Raw genomic sequence first — 19,280 nt, 5'->3', positions numbered from 1 at the left:
GGTACAATTTGTCGCAGCTGGCGACGGCCCGTTTTTAAAGCCAACCGATTATTACGTACGCTATGAGTTATTAGCAAAACTTATTACCAGCGGTTGGGTTGGTGACCTGTTTTTCAGGTGTTCGAGAGGCGGACGGTCATGGCGGTCGGCATAGGCGGCACACACGGTGGCTTGACCGGACAGGAGCGGACCTTTCACCGCGACGAGATCATCGTCTCGAAGACCGACCTCAAGGGCTGCATCACCTACGCCAACGATGTGTTCCTGCGCGTCAGCGGCTACAGCGAGGCGGACCTCCTGGGACGGCCGCACAACATCGTCCGCCATCCGGCTATGCCCCGGTGCGTCTACAAGCTGCTGTGGAGCCGCATCGAGGCCGGGACCGAAATCTTCGCCTACGTGATCAACCGGGCGAAGAACGGCGACCATTACTGGGTGTTCGCCCACGTCACGCCGGTCTTCGGCAATCCCGACAGCGGGTCCGGGCGGACCATCACCGGCTACCATTCCAGCCGGCGCGTTCCAGCGCGGCCGGCGGTGGATGCGGCGGCGGGACTCTACGCCGCGCTGCTGGCGGAAGAGGCGCGGCACGCCGACCGGATCGCGGCGATGGCGGCCTCCGGCGCCATGCTGGAAACACTCCTGCGCGACAAGGGCACGAGCTATGACGAGTTTGTCTTCAGTCTCTAAATCGCTCGCCGCCATCGCCCTGGTCGCCCTGCTGTCAGCGGCGCAGGCGGTGCACGGCCTCGCCACCGGCAGCGTCACCGCCGCCGTGCCGGCCCTGCTGGCGGTCATCGCCTGTCTCGCCGCGATCCGCTGGCTGAGGCTCACCAACCGGACCATCCGGAAAGCCATGACGGTGATCGCCGCGGCAGAGAAGGGCGACCTTCAGCCGCGCATCCTGAACATCCAAGGCAGCAGCCCCATCGCGGACATGCTGCGCACCATCAACCGCCTGCTCGACCGCGTCGAGTCCTTCGGCAAGGAGGCCAACGCCGCGATGCAGCACGCGGCGGAGGGGCAATATTACCGGCGCATCGTGATGACCGGCATGGTCGGGGAATTCGGCGCCTATGCGCGCCAGATCAACGACGGGCTGGCCGCCATGGACGGCAAGAGCCGCGAATTCGTGGAAAGCGCCACCCGCATCGGCGCCAACATCAAGGAGGTCGCGCAAAGCCTGTCGGCCAGCGCCGCCCAGCTCGAAGCGTCCTCCACGGCCATGACGGCGACGGCCGCGACGGCCAGCGAGCAGTCCTTCTCCGCGGCCTCGGCGGCGGAGCAGGTGTCGTCCAACGTGGACGGGGTAGCGGCGGCGACCGGCGAAGTGTCGGGCGCCATCGGCGAGGTGGCCCAGGGCGTGTCCCGCACCGCCGATCTCGCCCGCAGTTCCGTGGAGAAGGTGCGGGAGGCGGATGCCACCATCCGCTCCCTTCTCGCCGCCTCCGACCAGATCGGCGCCGTCGTCCAGCTCATCAACGACATCGCCAGCCAGACGAACCTGCTGGCGCTCAATGCGACGATCGAGGCGGCGCGCGCCGGAGAGGCCGGGAAGGGCTTCGCGGTTGTGGCGACCGAGGTGAAGAATCTCGCCAACCAGACGGCCCAGGCGACCGAGGACATCACCGCCCAGATTTCCCAGGTCCAGTCGGTGACCCGCGCCACGGCGACGGTGATCCAGCATGTCGGCGGCATGATCCACGACATCGACGAGATCGCCGTGGGCATCGCCAGCGCCGCCGAACAGCAGAGCGCGGCCATTGACGAGATCAGCCGGTCCATCCGCGAGGCGTCGGCCGGCGTGCGCACCGTGGCCGACGCGGTGACCAGCGTGTCCTCGGGCGCCCAGGACGCCAGCGCCGCCGCCAGTCAGGTGCTTTCGTCGGCCGGAGAGCTGGCCCGGCGCGCCGTGACCCTCAACGGCGACATCGACAATTTCGTCGCCCGCGTCTGCGGCGGCCAGCGCTGAGGGGCGACAAGCCCCGGTTGTGCGACCGGGTGGTGTCCGACAGGAAGTGACTCTGTGGCTGGTCGGCCCCGGATGACGCTCCGAATGGTCCGGGGAGGCTAGGTCGTCCCGGAGCCGTCCGTCCGGGGACCGATCGTTTCCAGAGCAACCCGGTCAACGTCCTTCGGGGTGGCGGTGCGCCCTGCGTCCCTGGCGGCATCCTTTGCGGCCTCCTTCAGGGCGGCATCCAAACGCTGGATGCGATCGCCGCCGATGCCCGCGGCATCCCTACGGCGGGCGGCGGCAACCAGTTCGCCGGCCAGCATCGAAACCTCGGCAAAGCCCACATTGCCGGCCGAGCCTTTCAGGATGTGGGCCGAGCGTTCCACCGCCGTAAAGTCCTGATGCAGGGCCGCCAGCCGGAGTTGGTCGAGATGGCTTGGCGTCTCGCGGCGGAAGATGTCCATCAGAAGCGCGAAGCCTTCGTCGCCGATGGCGTCGCGCAAATCCCGGCGCTTGGCGTGGTCGATCGCGGATGGGAGGGCCGTTTCCGAACGCGGTGCCGGCTGGCTCGGCTCGCTTGGCTCCGGGAGACCGGTCCACCGCGCGACGGTTTGCAGCAGCTGTTCGGCCACGATGGGCTTGGCCAGATAATCATTCATGCCGGCGGCCAGGCAAACGGCCTGATCCCCCTCCATGGCGTTGGCGGTCATGGCGACGATCGGCACAAGCGCCGCCGGTCCGCCCATCCGGCGGATCGCCTGCGTCGCCGCCAGGCCGTCCATTTCGGGCATCTGGACATCCATCAGGACGAGGTCGTAGGGCAGGGCGGCGACGGCGTTGACCGCTTCCAGCCCGTTCGACACGGAATCGACCGCGTGGCCACCCCGGCGCAGCAGGGCGAGGGTCACCTGCAGGTTCACCGGGTTGTCCTCCGCCACCAGGACGCGGCGGCGGAGGGGGGCGGACAAGGCCGATCTGCCGGTCACAAGCGATCCGGATGGGAGCGATGGGGCCGTCGCCCGTCCATGGCCGACGGCGGCCGCCGGCGCCGAACCTCTCGGCGGGAAGGACCTCGGCGGCGTAGCGAACAGGCACGAGACGGCGGTGCGGAGCGCCGTTGCGCGGATCGGCTTGAGGATCCGCACCGCCACGCCGGCGGCATCCCCCTCCGGGTCCCCCATGCGGTGGGAGGTGGCCAACGCCAGGGGCAGGGTGGCCAGCGCCGGTTCGGCGCGAATGCGCATGGCAAGCTCCGGCCCGGTCAGGCCCGGCATGCAATGATCGAGGATGGCCGCGTCGAATGGGCGCCCTTCGGCGCCGGCGTCCCGAAGCCGGCGCAGGGCGTCCTCTCCCGTGGCGGCGGCTTCGGTTTCCAGCCCCAGCGCGGCGAGTTGGCGGGCCAGCAGGTCGCGATTCACCGCCAGATCGTCCACCAGAAGAACGCGCCGTCCGGTCCAAGCGTCCGGCTCCTCCGCCACGGGCGCGGTCTCCGCCGCCGCGCCGCGCCACAGCGGAATGACGGCCCAGAACACGCTGCCCTCGCCGGGCATGCTGTGGACGCCGATCCGCCCGCCCATCAGTTCGGTCAGGCGTTTGCAGATGGCGAGGCCCAGCCCGGTTCCGCCATGGCGCCGGGCCGACGAGCCGTCCACTTGGCTGAACATGGAGAACAGGCGCTTGTGGTCGGCCGCGGCGATGCCGATGCCGGTGTCCCGCACCTCGAAACGGACGGTCACCGGCGTTTCCTGCGGAGCCTCGCCCCCGCTGCCGTCCGCGTCAGCCCCGTCGGCTTCGGTGAACGGGCTGTTCGGCTTGACGGACAGGACGATGGTGACGCTGCCCTGATCGGTGAACTTGACCGCGTTGCCGGCGAGGTTGATCAGGATCTGGCGCAGCCGTCCGGGATCGCCGCGCAGCGGGCCGTGCAAGTCCGGCGGGACGTAGCTGGCCAGCTCCAGCCCCTTGGCGGCGGCGCGCGGGGCCAGCAATTCCACGACGCTCTCGACCAGCGGCACCGCTTCGAAGTCGGTGATCTCCAGCGTGAGGCGACCGGCGTCGATCTTGGAGAAGTCCAGGATGTCGTTGATGATGGTCAGCAGCGATTCCGCGGAGTCGCGGATGGTGTCGGCGTAACCGCGCTGCTCCTCGTCGAGGTTGGTTTCCTGGAGAAGCCCGGCCATGCCGATCACCCCGTTCATGGGCGTCCGGATCTCATGGCTCATGGTCGCCAGGAACTCCATCTTGCTGCGCTGCCCGGCCTCGGCCTTCTCCTTGGCCTCGGTCAGTGCCCGCTCCACCCGCTTGCGCTCGGACAGGTCGCGGAAGAAGGCGGCGAAGAGGATGCCCTGCTGCGTCTGCACCTCGGCCAGGGACAGGTCGAGGGGAAACACCTCCCCGCTCATCCGCAGGCCGCTCACCTCGCGGGAGAAATTCGGACCGATCCGCCGGGCGCCCGCGGCGATGGCCTCCATGACGCGGTTGTGGGCCACGTGATGCCGATGCTCCATCAGCTCCTGCACATGGCGTCCGACCAGGCCGCCGGGCGGGTAACCGAAAATCCGGTGGGCCGCGCTGTTGGCGGATTCGATGACGCCGTCCGCGCGCACCGTCAGGATGCCTTCCACGGCGGTTTCCAGAAGCGCGTTGAAGCGGGCGTTGCCGTCCTCCAGTTGGGCATCCCTGCGGCGCAGCAGGAGCAGCACGGCGGTGAACAGCAGGATGATAAGCCCGGAGCCCAGCGAGACGACCGCGATTTCGATCTGGTTGGTCCACCAGCTGGCCAGTTCCTCGTCCTCGCTGCGGCTGACCACCAGGACCAGAGGCCAGACCGGCGTGGCGCGATAGGCGGTGATGCGATCGATCCCGTCCGGGGTGGTCTCGTGGAACACGCCGCCTTCCGACACCGGAAGCTGGTTCCGGAACAGCTCCATCCCCGCCATCGGCAGGCCGGTGCCCTCGGCCCCGTCCTGGGGAAACCGGGTCAGGAGCAGGCCGTCGCGGCGGTAGAGGGACACCGTGCCGTGTAGCCCGTTGCGCACCGCGCGGAAGACACCTTGCAGATACTCGGGGTTGACCGAGGCGATCGCGACCCCGAGAAACGTCCCGTCCGCGCCGCGAATGGCCCGGCTCATCGGCAGGACCCATTTGCCCGACCGGTCCTCCGCGACGCCGGCCGGCGTCAGAAAACGCCCCCGCACCGGGATCCCGATATGAAGACCCTTGCTCTGGCCGGACAGGTGGGCGCGGAACAGATCCGTCTCCGCGAAGGGGGTGCCGAGCAGCCGGGAATCCTCCGTCGTCGCCACCATGACGCCCCGGCGATCGAGGACCGAGAAGCCGCGGATGTGCGGTGACCGTCGCAGCCGGTCCTGAAGCAGGGGGCCCAGCGCCCCATCCTCGCGGCCCTGGACCGGCGGGGCGTCCAGCAGATGGCCGAGGATCACCGCGTCGCCCACGGACGCGAGCATGATGTCCACGGTCTGGACCGTGCGGCTGACCGAGGATTCCAGAGCGCTTGTCAGATTGTCGATATTTTCCGCCGCATTCTTCAACGTCAGGGTGCGGTCGGCATGGATGTCGTAGGTGAACTCAAACAAAAGGGCCATCAAGGACAAGAAAGCCAACGCGAGAAGGGCGCCCCGATGCTGCAGCAGGGCAAGCTTGGCCATCACGCGCGGCTCCGTGGGGTATGATGAGTTCGCGCGAATCTTAACAGCGGGCGGGCGAAGCGCAAGCCCGCGCTGTGCAGACGGGGGGCAAGGTGCTATCCTGCCGCAGTGTGAGCCGGATTTCGGGGGACAAGGCCGTGCGGCGTCTTTTCATCGCACTGTCGGCGGTGGCGTTCCACGCCGCCCTCCCGTCCATGATCCTGCTGGGCGGCGCGGCGCCGGTCCGGGCCGAGGCGCGGCTCGACCGGGTGCAGCGCACGGGATTGATGCGCGTGTGCATCTGGCCGGACTATTACGCCATCTCCTTCCGCAATCCGTACAGCGGCGAGCTGCAGGGCCTGGATGTCGACATGGCGTGGGCGTTCGGCCAGGATCTGGGCGTGCGGGTCAGCTTCGTGGAAAGCGGTTTTTCGACCGTCGTCGCCGACCTGCTGGGCGACCGCTGCGACATCGGCATGTTCGGGATCGGCGTCACGGCCGCCCGTTCTGAAAAGATCGTGTTCAGCCAGCCTTACCTGCGCAGCGGCATCTACGCCGTCTCCTCCCAGACGCATCCGCGCATCCTGCGATGGGACGATCTGGACCAGGACGGCATGGTCGTGGCGGTGCAGAAGGGCACCGTCATGGACGATTATGCCAGCCGATCCCTCCGCAAGGCCAGCATCCGCATCGTCTCCGGCCCCCAGGAGCGGGAGGAGGAGGTGCAGTCGGGACGCGCCGACGCCTTTCTGACCGACTACCCCTATGGCCGCAGGGTGCTCGCCGTCCATCAATGGGCGCATTTGATCACGCCGGACGCTCCGGTCCAGCCCACGCCCTACGCCTACGCGGTGGCGCCGGGCGACCCGGTGTGGCTCGACCGGGTCAACCGGTTCGTCGAGACGGTCAAGCGCGACGGGCGGCTGGAAGCCGCCGCCGCCCGGTTCGGCCTGACCCCCATCGTGGCGCGGGACTGATGGGGTCGGGATCGGCCCGCTCGCGACGGGCGGTCAGATCTCCACCTGGGTGCCCAACTCCACCACCCGGCCCGGCGGGATGCAGAAGAACTCCGTGGCCGACAGGGCCGTCTTCGACAACAGGATGAAGGCGGGCTCGCGCCAGCCGGGCAGGCCGGTCGAGCGCGATGGGATCAGCGTCTCGCGGCCGAGGAAGAACGACGTCTCCATCATGTCCAGATGCAGGCCGAAGCGGCGGCATCGCTCCAGCGCGCGGGGAATGTGCGGCTGCTCCAGATAGCCGAAGCGCAGGACCACACGGAAGAAGCCCTTGCCCAGCTTCTCGACCAGGACGGCGCGGTCCGGCGAGACGCGGGGCACCTCCTCCATGATGACCGTCATGACGACCACCCGCTCGTGCAGCACCCGGTTGTGCTTGATGTTGTGGAGCAGGGCGTGCGGGACGACGTCGGGGTTGCCGGTCATGAACACGGCCGTGCCGGCGACGCGCTGCGGCGACTGCGGCGTGACACGCTGCAGGAACAGGTCCATCGGCAGGGCGTCGGCGTAGAGCCGTTCCGCCAGGATGCGGCGGCCGCGGCGCCATGTGGTCATCAGCGTGTAGACCGCCGCCGCGATCAGCAGCGGGAACCAGCCGCCGTCCGGCACCTTCAGCAGGGTCGCCCCGAACAGCGCGAGGTCGATCACCAGCAGGGTGGAGAAGGCGGCGACGACCAGCAGCGGGTTCCAGCGCCACAGCCGCCACGCCACCACGGCGGCCAGGATCGTATCGATCGCCATGGCCCCCGTCACCGACACGCCGTAGGCGGCGGCCAGATTGCTGCTGGACCCGAAGCCGATCACCAGTATCACCACGCCGATCAGCAGCAGCCAGTTGTTGCGCGGGATGTAGACCTGGCCCACCTCATGCTCCGAGGTGTGGCGGATTTCGCGCCGCGGCAGATAGCCGAGCTGCACCGCCTGCCGGGTCAGCGAGAAGGCGCCGGAAATCACCGCCTGGCTGGCGATGACCGTGGCCGCCGTCGACAGCAGGACCAGCGGGAGCTGCGCCCACTCCGGCGCCAGATGGAAGAAGGGGTTCTCCAGCGTTTCCGGCTGGTGGAGCAGCATGGCGCCCTGCCCGAAATAATTCAGCAGCAGCGCCGGCAGGACCAGATACAGCCAGGCGATGCGGATCGGCGCCCGCCCGAAATGCCCCATGTCGGCGTAGAGCGCCTCGGCCCCGGTGACCGCCAGGACCACGGCGCCCAGGGTCAGGAAGGCCACCCAGCCGTGGTCGACGAACAGCGCCGCCCCGTACAGCGGGTTGAACGCGCGCAGAACGTCCGGCCAATGCAGCACCTGCATCAGCCCGAGCACCGCCAGGGTGGCGAACCAAACCCCCATGATCGGGCCGAAGAAGATACCGACCCGCCCGGTGCCCTGCCTCTGGAACAGAAACAGCAGGGTCAGAACGGCCAGCGTGATCGGGACAACGTAGGGTGACAGGGACGGCGTGACGACCTTCAGCCCTTCGACCGCGCTCAGCACCGAGATGGCCGGCGTGATCAGGCTGTCGCCGTAGAACAGCGCCATCCCGAGAATCGCCAGGGCCATGATGGCCCGGTTGCCCGCGGTGGAACTGAGCCCGCGGTGGGCCAGGGTGCCCAGGGCCAGAACGCCCCCCTCGCCCTTGTTGTCCGCCCGCATCACGAGCAGCACGTATTTCAGCGTCACCACGATGATGAGCGCCCAGGTCGCCAGCGAGAGGATGCCGAGGATGGTCGGCTCGTCGAGCGGCAGGCCGGTGTGGGTGAAGGACTCCCGCATGGTGTAGAGCGGGCTGGTCCCGATGTCCCCGTACACGACGCCCAGGGCTCCCAGGACGAGGGCGGGCATGCGGTTGGCTTGAGGGGAATGGCCCTGGGAAGTGGGAACGGCGCCGTTCGGTCCGTCGCCGGTTTGCTGGTTGGCGCTGTCCATGGTGGTCCGTTCGTTCGGATCGCGGTCCGGTGTCTGGAAGTCCCTCCTTGCGGGCGGAACGCTTCGGCCGCGAACCTTCTCCTTACATCAACCGCTCACCACAAGACCATATGGTTCCGGTGGTGCGGAGGTGCCAGCCGCAGCGTGAAACGCGACGCCGGCTGCCAACGTCGGCGTTCCGCAGCGTCGGTACGGAGGGGGGGATTGGAACAAATAAGGAACATTGCGCTTGTCGTTCATTTTTTGTTCTGTTAGGTTTTCTCCATCGCCGCCGACATCTGGCGTTCCGATGGCGCCCGCCGCGGCGCGGCCAACCGATCAAGGGAGATTGCCATGACGATCCTGGTTTTCCTGCGCGAGCTTGCCGGCCTGACGGCGCTGTTCGGCACCCTGTTCGTCTGGACCCTGCTGGGTCACGCCGCCGGCTTCTGAGGCGTCGCCCCATCCGAAAGGAGTCGCCATAAGGGCTGGACCTCCTCCGGATAATAATCCGAAATCCCAGGCAACCCTTGGCGACGCATCGCTTACATCCGGAATGCGTTCACCGCAGCCGCCGGGCAGCCCCAGCCAAGCCGGGGCCGGCCGGAGCGGGGCGGGCGACGCGACGATCAGGCCACCGGCCAGGGCCGGCTGGTGACGACAACGCGGAATTCTGGGATCGGGACGGATGCGAAACTTCTTTCGGAAGCGGCGGGCGACCGCCGATGCGGATGACCGGATGTCCATGGGTGGCGGCATCACGGGTGGTGGAGCGGCCGGACCGGGCTCCACCCCGGGGAATGCGGCACACGGGCATCCGCCGATGCAATCCCAGAGCCCCCTCGCGGGCCGTCCGGCCCCGCACCTGCGCCCGGTCGGCGGAGCGGCGGGGAATGGGCTTGGCGGTGGGCTGGGCGAGACGATGCGCGGCCCGTCGGGGCTGCGGCACGATGCGCTGAACAGCCCGCTCGGCGGAGGCGGCGGCTTGGGCGGCCTGCGCGGTCAGGCGGCCCCCGCCGACACGGACCTCCCGCGCTTCACCATGACCGTCAATGGCGGCCTGCGCGGACCGGGGGCGGTCGGTGCGCCGGCGATGCTGAAGGGGCTCACTCCCGAACTGAACGGTCTGCTGCGCGAAGCCTTCACGCCGACGCGGCCCAAGCAGCAGCTCAACTCGCTGTTCATCGGCCGGACCGACACGCTGAAGCGCATCATCTCCGCCATCGAGGAGGAACGGGCGCACGTCATCCTGTTCGGCGACCGCGGCCGCGGCAAGACCTCCGTCGCCAACGCCATCGAGAAGATCGCCGGCCAGGCCGGCTACCTCTCGCTGAAGCTGACCTGCAGCGCGGAGCTGAGCTTCGAGGACATCTTCCGCCATTTCCTGAAGAAGATCCCCTCGACCTATTACCGGTCGGGGATCGACAACCCCTTCGCCTCGCGCCGCAGCTTCACCAGCTTCAATGAGCTTCTGCCCGAGGGCGGGTTCAGCGTGACGGAGCTGAACGAGGTCCTGTCGGGCATCCACGCCACCCATGTGCTGCTGATCCTCGACGAGTACGACCGCGTCACCGACGAGGACTTCCGCAACAAGCTGGCCGAGCTGTTCAAGAACCTGACCGACAGCTCCATCCCGGTGACCCTCCTGGTGGTCGGCGTCGCGGAGAACCTCGACCAGCTCCTGGGCAAGCACCCGTCGATCCAGCGCTCGCTGGTGCCGGTGCATCTGCCGCTGATGACCGACGTGGAGATCGGCCGCCTCATCAACGCCGGGGCCGAGAACGCCGGCATCGCCTTTGCGCCGGAGGCCGTGGACCGCGTTTGCGAGTTCGTCCGCGGTCTGCCCTATTACGCCCAGCTTCTCGGCCTGCACGCCGCCCGCAGCGCGGTCAGCCGCGGCTCGACGGTGGTGGAGCGGGACGACCTCGCCTACGCGGTCACCCGCTGCCTGCAGGAGGCGGAGCGCGGCATCGTCGACTCCTACGCCCGTGCCCTGGCCGCCGAACGCCGCGCCGAGCTGGAGGACGTGCTGCTGGCCTGCGCCCTGTGCCCGGCGGACTCCTACGGAACCTTCGACCCGAAGGAACTGGCCGGCCCGAACGGCGTTCCGCCGACCAAGGAGGCGCTCGGCATACTGGAGCGGCTCTGCCGGGAGGACTATGGCGGCGTGCTGGCTCCGGTGGTCGAGCCGGGCTGGACCCGCTACCGCTTCCGCAACCAGATGATGCGCCAGTATGTGCTGATGCGTCAGGCCCACGAGCGCGGCCAGATCTGACCGTCCATCCACGGCAGACCGGTCCGGGGAGGCCCCTTTCCGCCGTCAGGCGGGGAGGGGCCTTCGTGCGTTCCGGCCTGCCTCCGCGCCTCGCTTGCTGCGGCGTCCGGCTTGCCGGGGGTCAGCGCAGATCGAGCAGGATCGCGGCGAGGACCGCGCCGGCGACCAGCGCGCACAGGGCGAGCACGATGGCGAGGCTGCGCAGGAACTGGCGCATCTCCCCCTGCTTCCAGGCGCTTCGGGCGAGAAGCAGCAGGTAGCCGGCCGCCGCCGCGCCGATCATCGTCCACATCGAGTCACGCACCGCATCCGTCGCGAAGGCTCCCTCCGCATGGTGTTATGACCTACGGCGAGGGGGCTGTGGCGATCATAGGACGGGCGTGGCAAGGAGCGGATGCGCTTCTTCGGCATGAGTGCCTCCTGTCCGTTTGGGGTCGGGAACTTTCGGCAACTCCCATGAGCCGGCTTTTCCCCATGCGCACCCAAAGCGTGCGCCCCGCCGCAAGAAAGTGGTAGAGAAGTCGGCAAAGTATCCATTCGATTGGAGATGGTGTGTACTTTAAAAGAGATGCAGTAATCCATGATTAAAAGTAGCTTTGCGCATATGTCCAATGCGTTCTTCTTTTAATCCCACAGAGTGGTACCGTGTTGCACGACACAGGGGTAAGGTCATCCAAAATATCGGCACGTCAATGCCATCGGTGGGGCACGGGTGGGGAAACCTCGGGTGATTGGTAACCTACAAGATTGCCCAGGGAGTCAGAGCAATTTTCCAAAAATCGCGGGAGCTGACCAATGGAACCAGTGCGTGCTTTTCTGATCGACTCCAATAAGCTGTTCCGCGAAGGCCTGAAGAGGCTTCTCGACGACTCACCCTTTCAGATCGCCGCCGAGGCAGGGAATCTGCGCGAGGCGCTGAATTCCGTGGAGAACGGCCTGCGGCCGCAGCTCATCCTGCTCGATCTGGTGAACGGGGGCGAGGAGGAGGCCGACGGCATGCGGCGCCTGCGCGCCCAGCTTCCCGAGGCGCGCATGGTCATCCTGACCAGCGATCTGTGCACCCGCCGCCTCGCCAACGCGCTGGAGGCCGGGGCCGACGGCTATCTGATGAAGGACCTGTCCTCCGACGCGCTCGCCCAGTCGCTGCGCCTGGTGATGATGGGCGAGAAGGTGTTTCCGACCCATCTCGCGGCGCTGCTGATCTCCGGCCGGGTGAACGGGAACGGCACCGACATGCCGGTGTCGCGCAAGGGCCTGTCGCAGCGCGAGGTCCAGATCCTGCGCTGCCTGTTGAACGGCGACAGCAACAAGATGATCGCCAACCACCTGAACATCACAGAGGCGACGGTGAAGGTTCACCTGAAGAGCCTGCTGCGCAAGATCAACGCCTCCAACCGCACCCAGGCCGCCATCTGGGCGCTGAACAACGGCATCGGCGGCGAGCTGGCCGGAGCCGGTGCGGTGACCGCGGCGGCGGCTCACCAGTAACCGCTTTCCCGCGGTCATCTCCGCCGGCGCAGGCGCCGGACCGGCCCGCCATGCCCTTTCCGGGGTGGCGGGCCGGTCCGGCGTTTGCGCGTCTGATGACTTGCGCGTCCTTGCTTGCGCGTCCGGCCCCAGGGGAGAGGTGAGCCGCTTCGGCATGGCCGGGGGGCGATGAGAGCCCAAAGGGCGGACAGAAAATATCCCGGCACGGTGGCCGGGATTCTTTCGGTTGATCAGGGCGAAGCGCGTCCGACGTGACGTCAGGACGTGCCGGTCCGGTGGGCCGGGGCCGCGTGCATGTGCGGCGGCACCATGCCCTCCCGGGCGGACTGCAACGCGCCCTGCTGTCGCGCGGCGAAGACGCCGGCTTCCGTTCTGTTGCGGAAGTGCAGCTTGGACAGGACACTGCGCACCATCGACTTGATGACCGCCTCGGACAGATCGAGCTGGTTGGCGATCGTCCGGTTGTTAAGCCCCTGGCCGAGCAGGCGCAGGGTCTCGAACTCCGGTTCCGACAACCGCGGCAGCAGCGTCAGCCGGATCTCATCGACGCCCAGCCGGGACAGGAACTGCTTGGGCATCAGACAGTGCCCCTCCAGCCCCAGATCCAGCAGTTCGTTGATGCGGTCCACGTTGATGTCCTCGAACACCCACGCATCGGCAAAGGCCAGGATGTGTGCGGCGTCCAGCAATTCCCGCGACGACAGCACCACGACGATCCGCGACCGGCGTGACAGCCGCAGATAGACCATCGGTTCGTTCTCGCGCAGCGCGGTGAACTGCTGAAGGCCGATCAGGATCGCATCGGGCGTCAGCGTGCTCTGCGTCAGTTCCGATATGTCGTGGAAGACGGTCACACGATGGCGACCGGCCCGGTCGAGCGCCTGCACCACGGTGTCGGTGAGGGAATTGTTGTCGAGAATCAGGCAGACGTGCATTGGGGTCACCGCGTTGCGGGTCGAGTGCGATGCTTTCTCTTGGGCGTACTCATGGTTCATGTGCATGGGTCAGCTCTGTTTGGAGGAGGCATCCACGGCAAGCCCTTGTCGGGCATTATCGCCGCCTGTGTTTTAGGCTTGTCTCGTGCTCTCTATCCGTCGGCGCTCTGTGTCTTCGCTTAAGTGATTTCGTTTAAAGACTGCATCGAATTTCTGGTATATATCCATCAAACCTGGAAAAAAACTTGACACTGTGACAAACAGTTTATAAATTAGTCGTGTAACACGTAAATCAAACGATAGATGATCACTCAAGATCGTCAAGCGCATCTGAATGGCGACAGGATCGCTCCAAGCGATAACTCTTTTGTGACGAGCTGCGCTGAAAGGCCAGTACAGGTGTGTGTCGCAAAGTGGGGTGTTCGCACAGGAAATGAGCCGGCCATTCGTACGGGACGGCGCACCGATCGGGTAGGTTCTCGCGCATTTCGATCATTGGTGCTAACCCTCTGCGCGCGGTGGGTGTTTTGCCGCCGGTGACCGCCGCCGCCATCGTTTTGAACAACCAAACATGGAAAGAATTCCGCTGCCGCTTTCTTTCGTGCAGAGACATAGACGCTAGGTCATAGTTCCCGTTTCGTTCAGTCGGCCTTCGCTGTATGGGACGGTGGTTCCCGGCCGCAAATGACCTATGGCCCTTGTCCGGATATTGCCCCTCTTCCGAATGTGGTAGCAGTTCTTCAAGCCACAGGGCGAAAGGGTTGGTGGATCGCCAATGGGGTGGCCCGGTTAGTCCGGGGAGGGCTGATCCGAAGCAACGGGAAAAACGAAGGCGGACGGGGCCATGAAGATTCTGATCGGTGACGACCATCTCCTTTTCCGTGAAGGCCTGCGCCGTCTTCTGGAGCAGCTTCACGGCGACGCGATCTTCGTCGAGGCGGGCACCTTCGACGAGGTTCTTCAGCAATGCCGCATCGGCGGCGGGTTCGACGTGGTGCTGATGGACCTGCACATGCCGAACTGGCCAGGCTTCGACGGGCTGCGCGAGGTGCAGAGTCTCCAGCCGGGCGTTCCGGTGGTGGTGATCTCCGCCTCCGAGGCGCTGAGCGACATCCGCGGCGCGCTCGACCACGGGGCCACCGGCTACATCCCCAAGTCCAGCAGCGTCAAGGTGATGATGGGCGCGCTGAACCTCGTCTTCTCCGGCGGCATCTATGTGCCTCCCGGCGCGCTCACCGCCGCGACCGCCGCCTCCGACGCCGCGCCGCGCCGTGGCCGCCTGGACGGAGCGGACCGCAGCGCCTACGGCCTGACCCAGCGCCAGCGGGAAGTCCTGGACTGCCTGCGGGCCGGCAAGTCGAACAAGCAGATCGCCTACGAACTCGGCCTGTCCGAGGGCACGGTGAAGATCCACGTCACGGCGATCTTCAAATCGCTGGGCGTCAAGAACCGCACCCAGGCGGTGATCGCCGCCGCCGCGATGGCCTCGTAAGGGGCCGGGATCGAGCGCGGCGGGGCAGGGCAGAACACAAGAACACGGGTTGGAGACCGGCAGGGCCGCGAGCAGGCACGAACAAGGTGCCGCCGCGGCCTTTCCGATTCCGGCTTTCGCCTCACCTCATATACTCATGCCCGACCCCGCGCCGGCGGCAGCGGCGCATTCATCGGCCAACATAAGCCAACATGGCCCAACGAGGAGGACAGACAGCGATGGCGGCGGAAACACCGGTGTGCGACTTCGGCCGGAAGGCGGAGGATTTCAGCCTGAAGGGAACCGATGGCAAGACCTACAGCCTGGCCGACGTCCAGGGGCCGAGCGGCACACTGGTCATGTTCATCTGCAACCATTGCCCCTACGTGAAGGCGGTGATCGGGCGAATCGTCGAGGAGGTCAACGCGCTGCGGCCCCACGGCATCGGCGCCGTCGCCATCATGTCCAACGACACCGACGCCTATCCCGACGACGGCTTCGACAACATGAAGCGCTTCGCGGCGGAGCATGGCTTCACCTTCCCCTACCTGCTCGACGAGACGCAGGAGGTCGCGCGGGCCTACGGCGCGGTCTGCACACCCGACTTCTTCGGCTTCAACGCCGACCTCTGCCTGCAGTACCGCGGGCGGCTGGACGCCTCCAAGCGCGAGCCGATCCCCGACGCTCCGCGCGAATTGTTCCATGCGATGGTGCGCATCGCGCAGACGGGGCAGGGGCCGACCGACCAGATTCCCAGCATGGGCTGCTCCATCAAATGGCGCAATCCCGCCTGATCACACCCGGCGCGCAGCCTCAGAGCGCGCCCTCCTTCGCTTCGGACTCCCATGGTATCATTCGCCGGCGGGTTCCGGTCGCCTGTGCGACCGGGACCGCCGTCGCGGTCCGCAGCGGGTCGCAATCCGCTTAAATGCCCGCACGGGCGCCGTTGCGCCTTGACCACGTGCGGCGCCCAATGCTATCCGGCCCTTTGAACCATCAGAACCGCCCGCCGCAGCCGCGCGCGGGCGCAATCCCCGCTGTAACGGTTTTCGTGCCGTAGGATGCCGCTGTAGAGCCATGAGCGATATTTTCCGCGAAGTCGACGAGGATCTGCGCCGCGACCGCATGGAGCGCGTCTTCAAGCGCTACGGCGGCATCATGCTGGCGGCCGCGCTGGCGGTCGTCGCCGCGACGGGCGGCACGGTCGCCTGGCGCAACTGGCAGCAGTCGCAGAAGGAGAGCGAGACGACGGCCCTGGCCGCCGCCCTGGCCCAGGCCGGGCAAGGGCCGGACAAGGGCGTCGAGGCGCTGGCCGCCTTCGCCGGCAAGGCCGATCCCGGCATGGCCGCGCTTGCCCAGCTGAACGCCGCCGCCCTGCTGGCGCGCGAGGGCAAGACGGCGGAGGCCGTGGCCGTTTACGACAAGCTGTCCGGCAATGCCGGCGCCGCCGCGGTCTACCGCGAGCTGGCGGCCCTGCTGTCGGTGATGCATCAGCTCGACTCCGGTGATCCGGCCCAGCTCCAGGCGCGGCTCCAGCCGCTGACGGCGGACGCCAATCCCTGGCGCTTCTCCGCCCGCGAGATGAGCGCCGTGCTCGCCGCCCGTGCCGGGGACAAGGACAAGGCTCGGACCCTGTTCCAGCAACTGGCCGACGACTCGCAGGCTCCGGCCGGCGTCCGGTCGCGCGCCGCCGATCTCGCCACCCTCTACGGCAAGAGCTGATGACCCGCATTCCCATGGCCGCCCCGACCGCGCACCCGACCGCGAAGCGCCTCTCCCTGCGCACCGCCCTGCTTTCCGCCCCGCTGCTGGCCGTGCTGCTCAGCGGCTGCGACACCGTCAGCGGGTGGTTCGGCAAGACCCCCGATCCGCCCCTGCCGGGCGAGCGGGTGTCCGTCCTGACCCGCGAGCGCAAGGTCGAGGTCGACCAGCGGCTGGTCGGCACCCCGGTCGCCCTGCCGACCGCCGTCGCCAACCCGTCCTGGGCGCAGCCCGGCGGCACGCCGGAACACGCCGGCGGGAACCTCGCCTTGTCGGCCACGCCCGCCGAGGCGTGGCGCGGCGACGTCGGCACCGGAGCCAGCAGCTCCCGCTCGCTTCTGGCGACGCCGGTCATCGCCGACGGGCGCATCTTCGCCATGGACGCCGACTCGCACGTCGCCGCCCTCGATGAGCGGACCGGGCGCCAGCTCTGGCGCGTCGACACCAAGCCGGAGAAGGAGCGCGGCGGCGCCAGCGGCGGCGGCGTCGCCTACGCCGACGGGCGCGTCTTCGCGGCCACCGGCTTCGGCGAGGTGGTGGCGCTCGATCCCGCCAACGGCTCGATCGTCTGGCGCAAGCGCGTTCCGGGTCCGGTCCGCGGCGCTCCGACCGTGGAGGGCGGGCGTGTCCTCGTCCTGACGCTGGACAACCAGCTCACCGCCCTGTCGGCCTCCGACGGCGCCGTCCAGTGGTCGCATCAGGGCATCCTGGAAACGGCGGGCCTGTTGGGCGCCGTCAGCCCGGCGGCCTCGCCGACCCTGGTCGTCGCCCCTTACTCCTCCGGCGAGTTGTACGGGCTGCGCCCGGAGAACGGGCGCGTGGCGTGGCAGGAGAGCCTGGCGGCGATCCGCCGCAGCGGCGCCCTGAGCAGCCTTGCCGACATCCGCGGCCTGCCGGTGATCGACCGCGGCGTCGTCTACGCCATCGGCCATTCCGGTCGCATGGTCGCCATCGACGAGCGCATCGGCATCCGCCTGTGGGAAGCGGAGATCGGCGGCACCCAGACCCCCTGGCTCGCCGGCGACCATCTGTTCGTCGTCACCAACGATTCGGAGCTGGTCGCCCTGACCCGTCAGGCCGGCCACGCGCGCTGGGTCGCCCAGCTCGCGCAGTTCACCGATCCGGAGGACAAGAAGGGGCCGATCACCTGGTCCGGTCCGGTCCTGGCGGGCGGCAAGCTCTACGTCACTGGGTCGAACGGCCAGATGCTCGCCCTGTCGCCCGCCGACGGGCAGGTGCTGACCCGCTATTCGCTGCCGGCCTCCACCTATTTGCCCCCGGTCGTGGCGAACAACACCCTATATGTCCTGGGCGAGAACGGTACGCTGGTGGCGTACCGCTGATCGCCGCCCCTGGTTCTTTATAAGGCCCCCGGCCCGATGTCCTTCACCGTCGCTCTCGTCGGTCGGCCGAATGTCGGCAAATCGACACTGTTCAACCGTTTGGCCGGCAAGAAGCTGGCGCTGGTCGACGACACGCCCGGCGTGACGCGCGACTGGCGCTCGGCCCCCGCCCGCGTGGGCGGGCTGTCCTTCACCGTGGTCGATACCGCCGGCCTGGAGGACGTCACCGACGACAGCCTGGAGGCGCGCATGCGCCGCCAGACCGAACGTGCCCTGGAACGCGCCGACGTGGCGCTGTTCATCGTGGACGCCCGCACCGGCATCACGCCGCTCGACCGCCATTTCGCGGCCCTGCTGCGCAAGGGCAAGACCCCCGTCATCCTCGTCGCCAACAAGGCCGAGGGCAAGGTGGGGATGACCGGTCTCTACGAGGCCTTCGAGCTTGGCCTTGGCGAGCCCCTCGCGCTGTCGGCCGAGCATGGCGAGGGCATGGCCGATCTCGTCCAGGCCCTGCTGCCCTATGCCCCGCCGGAGCCGGAGGCGGTCGAGAAGGCCCCGCCCCCCCTCAAGGGGGAGGATGGCGAGGAACTGCCCGTCGGCGACCAGCCGGAAACCGACGAGGAGCGCGCCCGCCCGATCCAGATCGCCATCGTCGGTCGGCCGAACGTCGGCAAGTCCACCCTGCTCAACGCCCTGATCGGCGAGGAGCGCGTGCTGACCGGTCCCGAGGCCGGCATGACGCGCGACGCCATCAGCGTCGATTGGGAGTGGCGCGGCCGCAAGTTCCGTCTGGTCGACACCGCCGGCATGCGCCGGCGCGCCCGCGTCGACGCCAAGGTGGAGAAGCTGGCCGTCGCCGACGCCCTGCGCGTCGTCCGCATGGCCCAGGTCGTCCTCCTCGTGGTCGATGCCAACCAGATCCTCGACAAGCAGGATCTGACCATCGCCCGCATGGTGGTGGAGGAGGGCCGCGCCCTGGTCATAGCCCTGAACAAGTGGGACGCCGTGGACGACCGCGCCATGGCCCTGCGTCAGGTCGAGGACAAGCTCCAGGCCGCCCTGGCGCAGATCAAGGGCGTGGAGGTCGTGACCATCTCCGCCCTGCAGGGCAGGAAGCTCGACACGCTGCTGGACTCGATCCTGTCGACGTACGGGCAGTGGAACCGCCGCATCCCGACCGCCCAGCTCAACCGCTGGATCGAGGGCGTGCTGGATCACCACCCGCCGCCCCTGGTCGAGGGCCGCCGCGTGAAGATCCGCTACGCCACGCAGGTGAAGACGCGCCCGCCGACCGTGGCGCTGTTCGTGAACAAGCCGCTGGACTTGCCGGAAAGCTACCAGCGCTATCTGATCGCGCATCTGCGCGACACGTTCGACCTGCCGGGCGTGCCGGTGCGGCTGCTCCTGCGCAAGCAGAAAAATCCGTACGCGGACGATTGATCGGGTGTGAGGGGTGGAGGCTCGTTGCCGCCACCCCTCGAAACTCTT

The 19,280-nt window shown here is 67.9% G+C and carries 14 protein-coding genes; 10 read left to right on the top strand and 4 right to left on the bottom strand.

What is annotated here, in order from left to right:
* Positions 1-138: 138 nt before the first annotated feature.
* Positions 139-690 (top strand): PAS domain-containing protein, encoded by a 552-nt coding sequence (locus ABVN73_RS06325; RefSeq protein ID WP_353859398.1) that lies wholly within the window; start codon positions 139-141, stop codon positions 688-690.
* Positions 665-1,972 (top strand): methyl-accepting chemotaxis protein, encoded by a 1,308-nt coding sequence (locus ABVN73_RS06320; protein WP_353859397.1) that lies wholly within the window; start codon positions 665-667, stop codon positions 1,970-1,972. The genes ABVN73_RS06325 and ABVN73_RS06320 overlap by 26 nt, the downstream gene beginning before the upstream one ends.
* A gap of 98 nt (positions 1,973-2,070) precedes the next feature.
* On the opposite strand, the gene ABVN73_RS06315 is transcribed toward ABVN73_RS06320, so the two are convergent.
* On the bottom strand, positions 2,071-5,559 hold the full coding sequence (locus ABVN73_RS06315) for a response regulator (protein ID WP_353859396.1): 3,489 nt from the start codon (positions 5,557-5,559) through the stop codon (positions 2,071-2,073).
* Between the two features lie 200 nt (positions 5,560-5,759).
* Here ABVN73_RS06315 and ABVN73_RS06310 point away from each other — a divergent pair, with 200 nt between their 5' ends.
* On the top strand, positions 5,760-6,578 hold the full coding sequence (locus ABVN73_RS06310) for an ABC transporter substrate-binding protein (protein WP_353859395.1): 819 nt from the start codon (positions 5,760-5,762) through the stop codon (positions 6,576-6,578).
* A gap of 33 nt (positions 6,579-6,611) precedes the next feature.
* Here ABVN73_RS06310 and ABVN73_RS06305 read toward each other — a convergent pair whose 3' ends face one another.
* Positions 6,612-8,540 (bottom strand): potassium transporter Kup, encoded by a 1,929-nt coding sequence (locus ABVN73_RS06305; protein ID WP_353859394.1) that lies wholly within the window; start codon positions 8,538-8,540, stop codon positions 6,612-6,614.
* An 802-nt stretch (positions 8,541-9,342) separates the two neighbouring features.
* Here ABVN73_RS06305 and ABVN73_RS06300 point away from each other — a divergent pair.
* A complete protein-coding gene (locus tag ABVN73_RS06300; RefSeq protein ID WP_353859393.1) occupies positions 9,343-10,794 on the top strand; it encodes an ATP-binding protein in 1,452 nt (483 codons plus the stop codon).
* Positions 10,795-10,915: 121 nt separating this feature from the next.
* Here ABVN73_RS06300 and ABVN73_RS06295 read toward each other — a convergent pair whose 3' ends face one another.
* Positions 10,916-11,098, bottom strand: a complete 183-nt coding sequence (locus ABVN73_RS06295; protein WP_353859392.1) for a hypothetical protein — start codon at positions 11,096-11,098, stop codon at positions 10,916-10,918.
* A 491-nt stretch (positions 11,099-11,589) separates the two neighbouring features.
* On the opposite strand from ABVN73_RS06295, the gene ABVN73_RS06290 reads away from it, so the two are divergent.
* Positions 11,590-12,282, top strand: coding sequence for a response regulator transcription factor (locus ABVN73_RS06290; protein WP_059398793.1), 693 nt, complete (start codon positions 11,590-11,592; stop codon positions 12,280-12,282).
* A 257-nt stretch (positions 12,283-12,539) separates the two neighbouring features.
* On the opposite strand, the gene ABVN73_RS06285 is transcribed toward ABVN73_RS06290, so the two are convergent.
* Positions 12,540-13,217, bottom strand: coding sequence for a LuxR C-terminal-related transcriptional regulator (locus ABVN73_RS06285; protein WP_035674675.1), 678 nt, complete (start codon positions 13,215-13,217; stop codon positions 12,540-12,542).
* 844 nt (positions 13,218-14,061) lie between these two features.
* Here ABVN73_RS06285 and ABVN73_RS06280 point away from each other — a divergent pair.
* From ABVN73_RS06280 to der, 5 genes are all read left to right on the top strand, one after another.
* Positions 14,062-14,709 (top strand): response regulator transcription factor, encoded by a 648-nt coding sequence (locus ABVN73_RS06280; protein WP_353859391.1) that lies wholly within the window; start codon positions 14,062-14,064, stop codon positions 14,707-14,709.
* 218 nt (positions 14,710-14,927) lie between these two features.
* Positions 14,928-15,482 carry a thioredoxin family protein gene (locus ABVN73_RS06275; RefSeq protein ID WP_353859390.1) on the top strand — a complete coding sequence of 185 codons (555 nt, stop codon included), beginning with the start codon at positions 14,928-14,930 and terminating at the stop codon, positions 15,480-15,482.
* Positions 15,483-15,765: 283 nt separating this feature from the next.
* Positions 15,766-16,410 (top strand): hypothetical protein, encoded by a 645-nt coding sequence (locus ABVN73_RS06270; RefSeq protein ID WP_353859389.1) that lies wholly within the window; start codon positions 15,766-15,768, stop codon positions 16,408-16,410.
* Positions 16,410-17,792, top strand: a complete 1,383-nt coding sequence (locus tag ABVN73_RS06265) for a PQQ-binding-like beta-propeller repeat protein (RefSeq protein WP_353859388.1) — start codon at positions 16,410-16,412, stop codon at positions 17,790-17,792. Before ABVN73_RS06270 ends, ABVN73_RS06265 begins: the two co-directional genes overlap by 1 nt.
* A 36-nt stretch (positions 17,793-17,828) precedes the next feature.
* Positions 17,829-19,232 carry a ribosome biogenesis GTPase Der gene (gene der / locus ABVN73_RS06260; protein WP_353859387.1) on the top strand — a complete coding sequence of 468 codons (1,404 nt, stop codon included), beginning with the start codon at positions 17,829-17,831 and terminating at the stop codon, positions 19,230-19,232.
* Positions 19,233-19,280 lie beyond the last annotated feature (48 nt).

The organism is Azospirillum formosense (assembly GCF_040500525.1).
Taxonomy (GTDB): Bacteria; Pseudomonadota; Alphaproteobacteria; order Azospirillales; family Azospirillaceae; genus Azospirillum; species Azospirillum formosense_A.
Note: the sequence above shows the minus strand (reverse complement) of the source record. Positions and strands in the feature narration are given on the sequence as shown.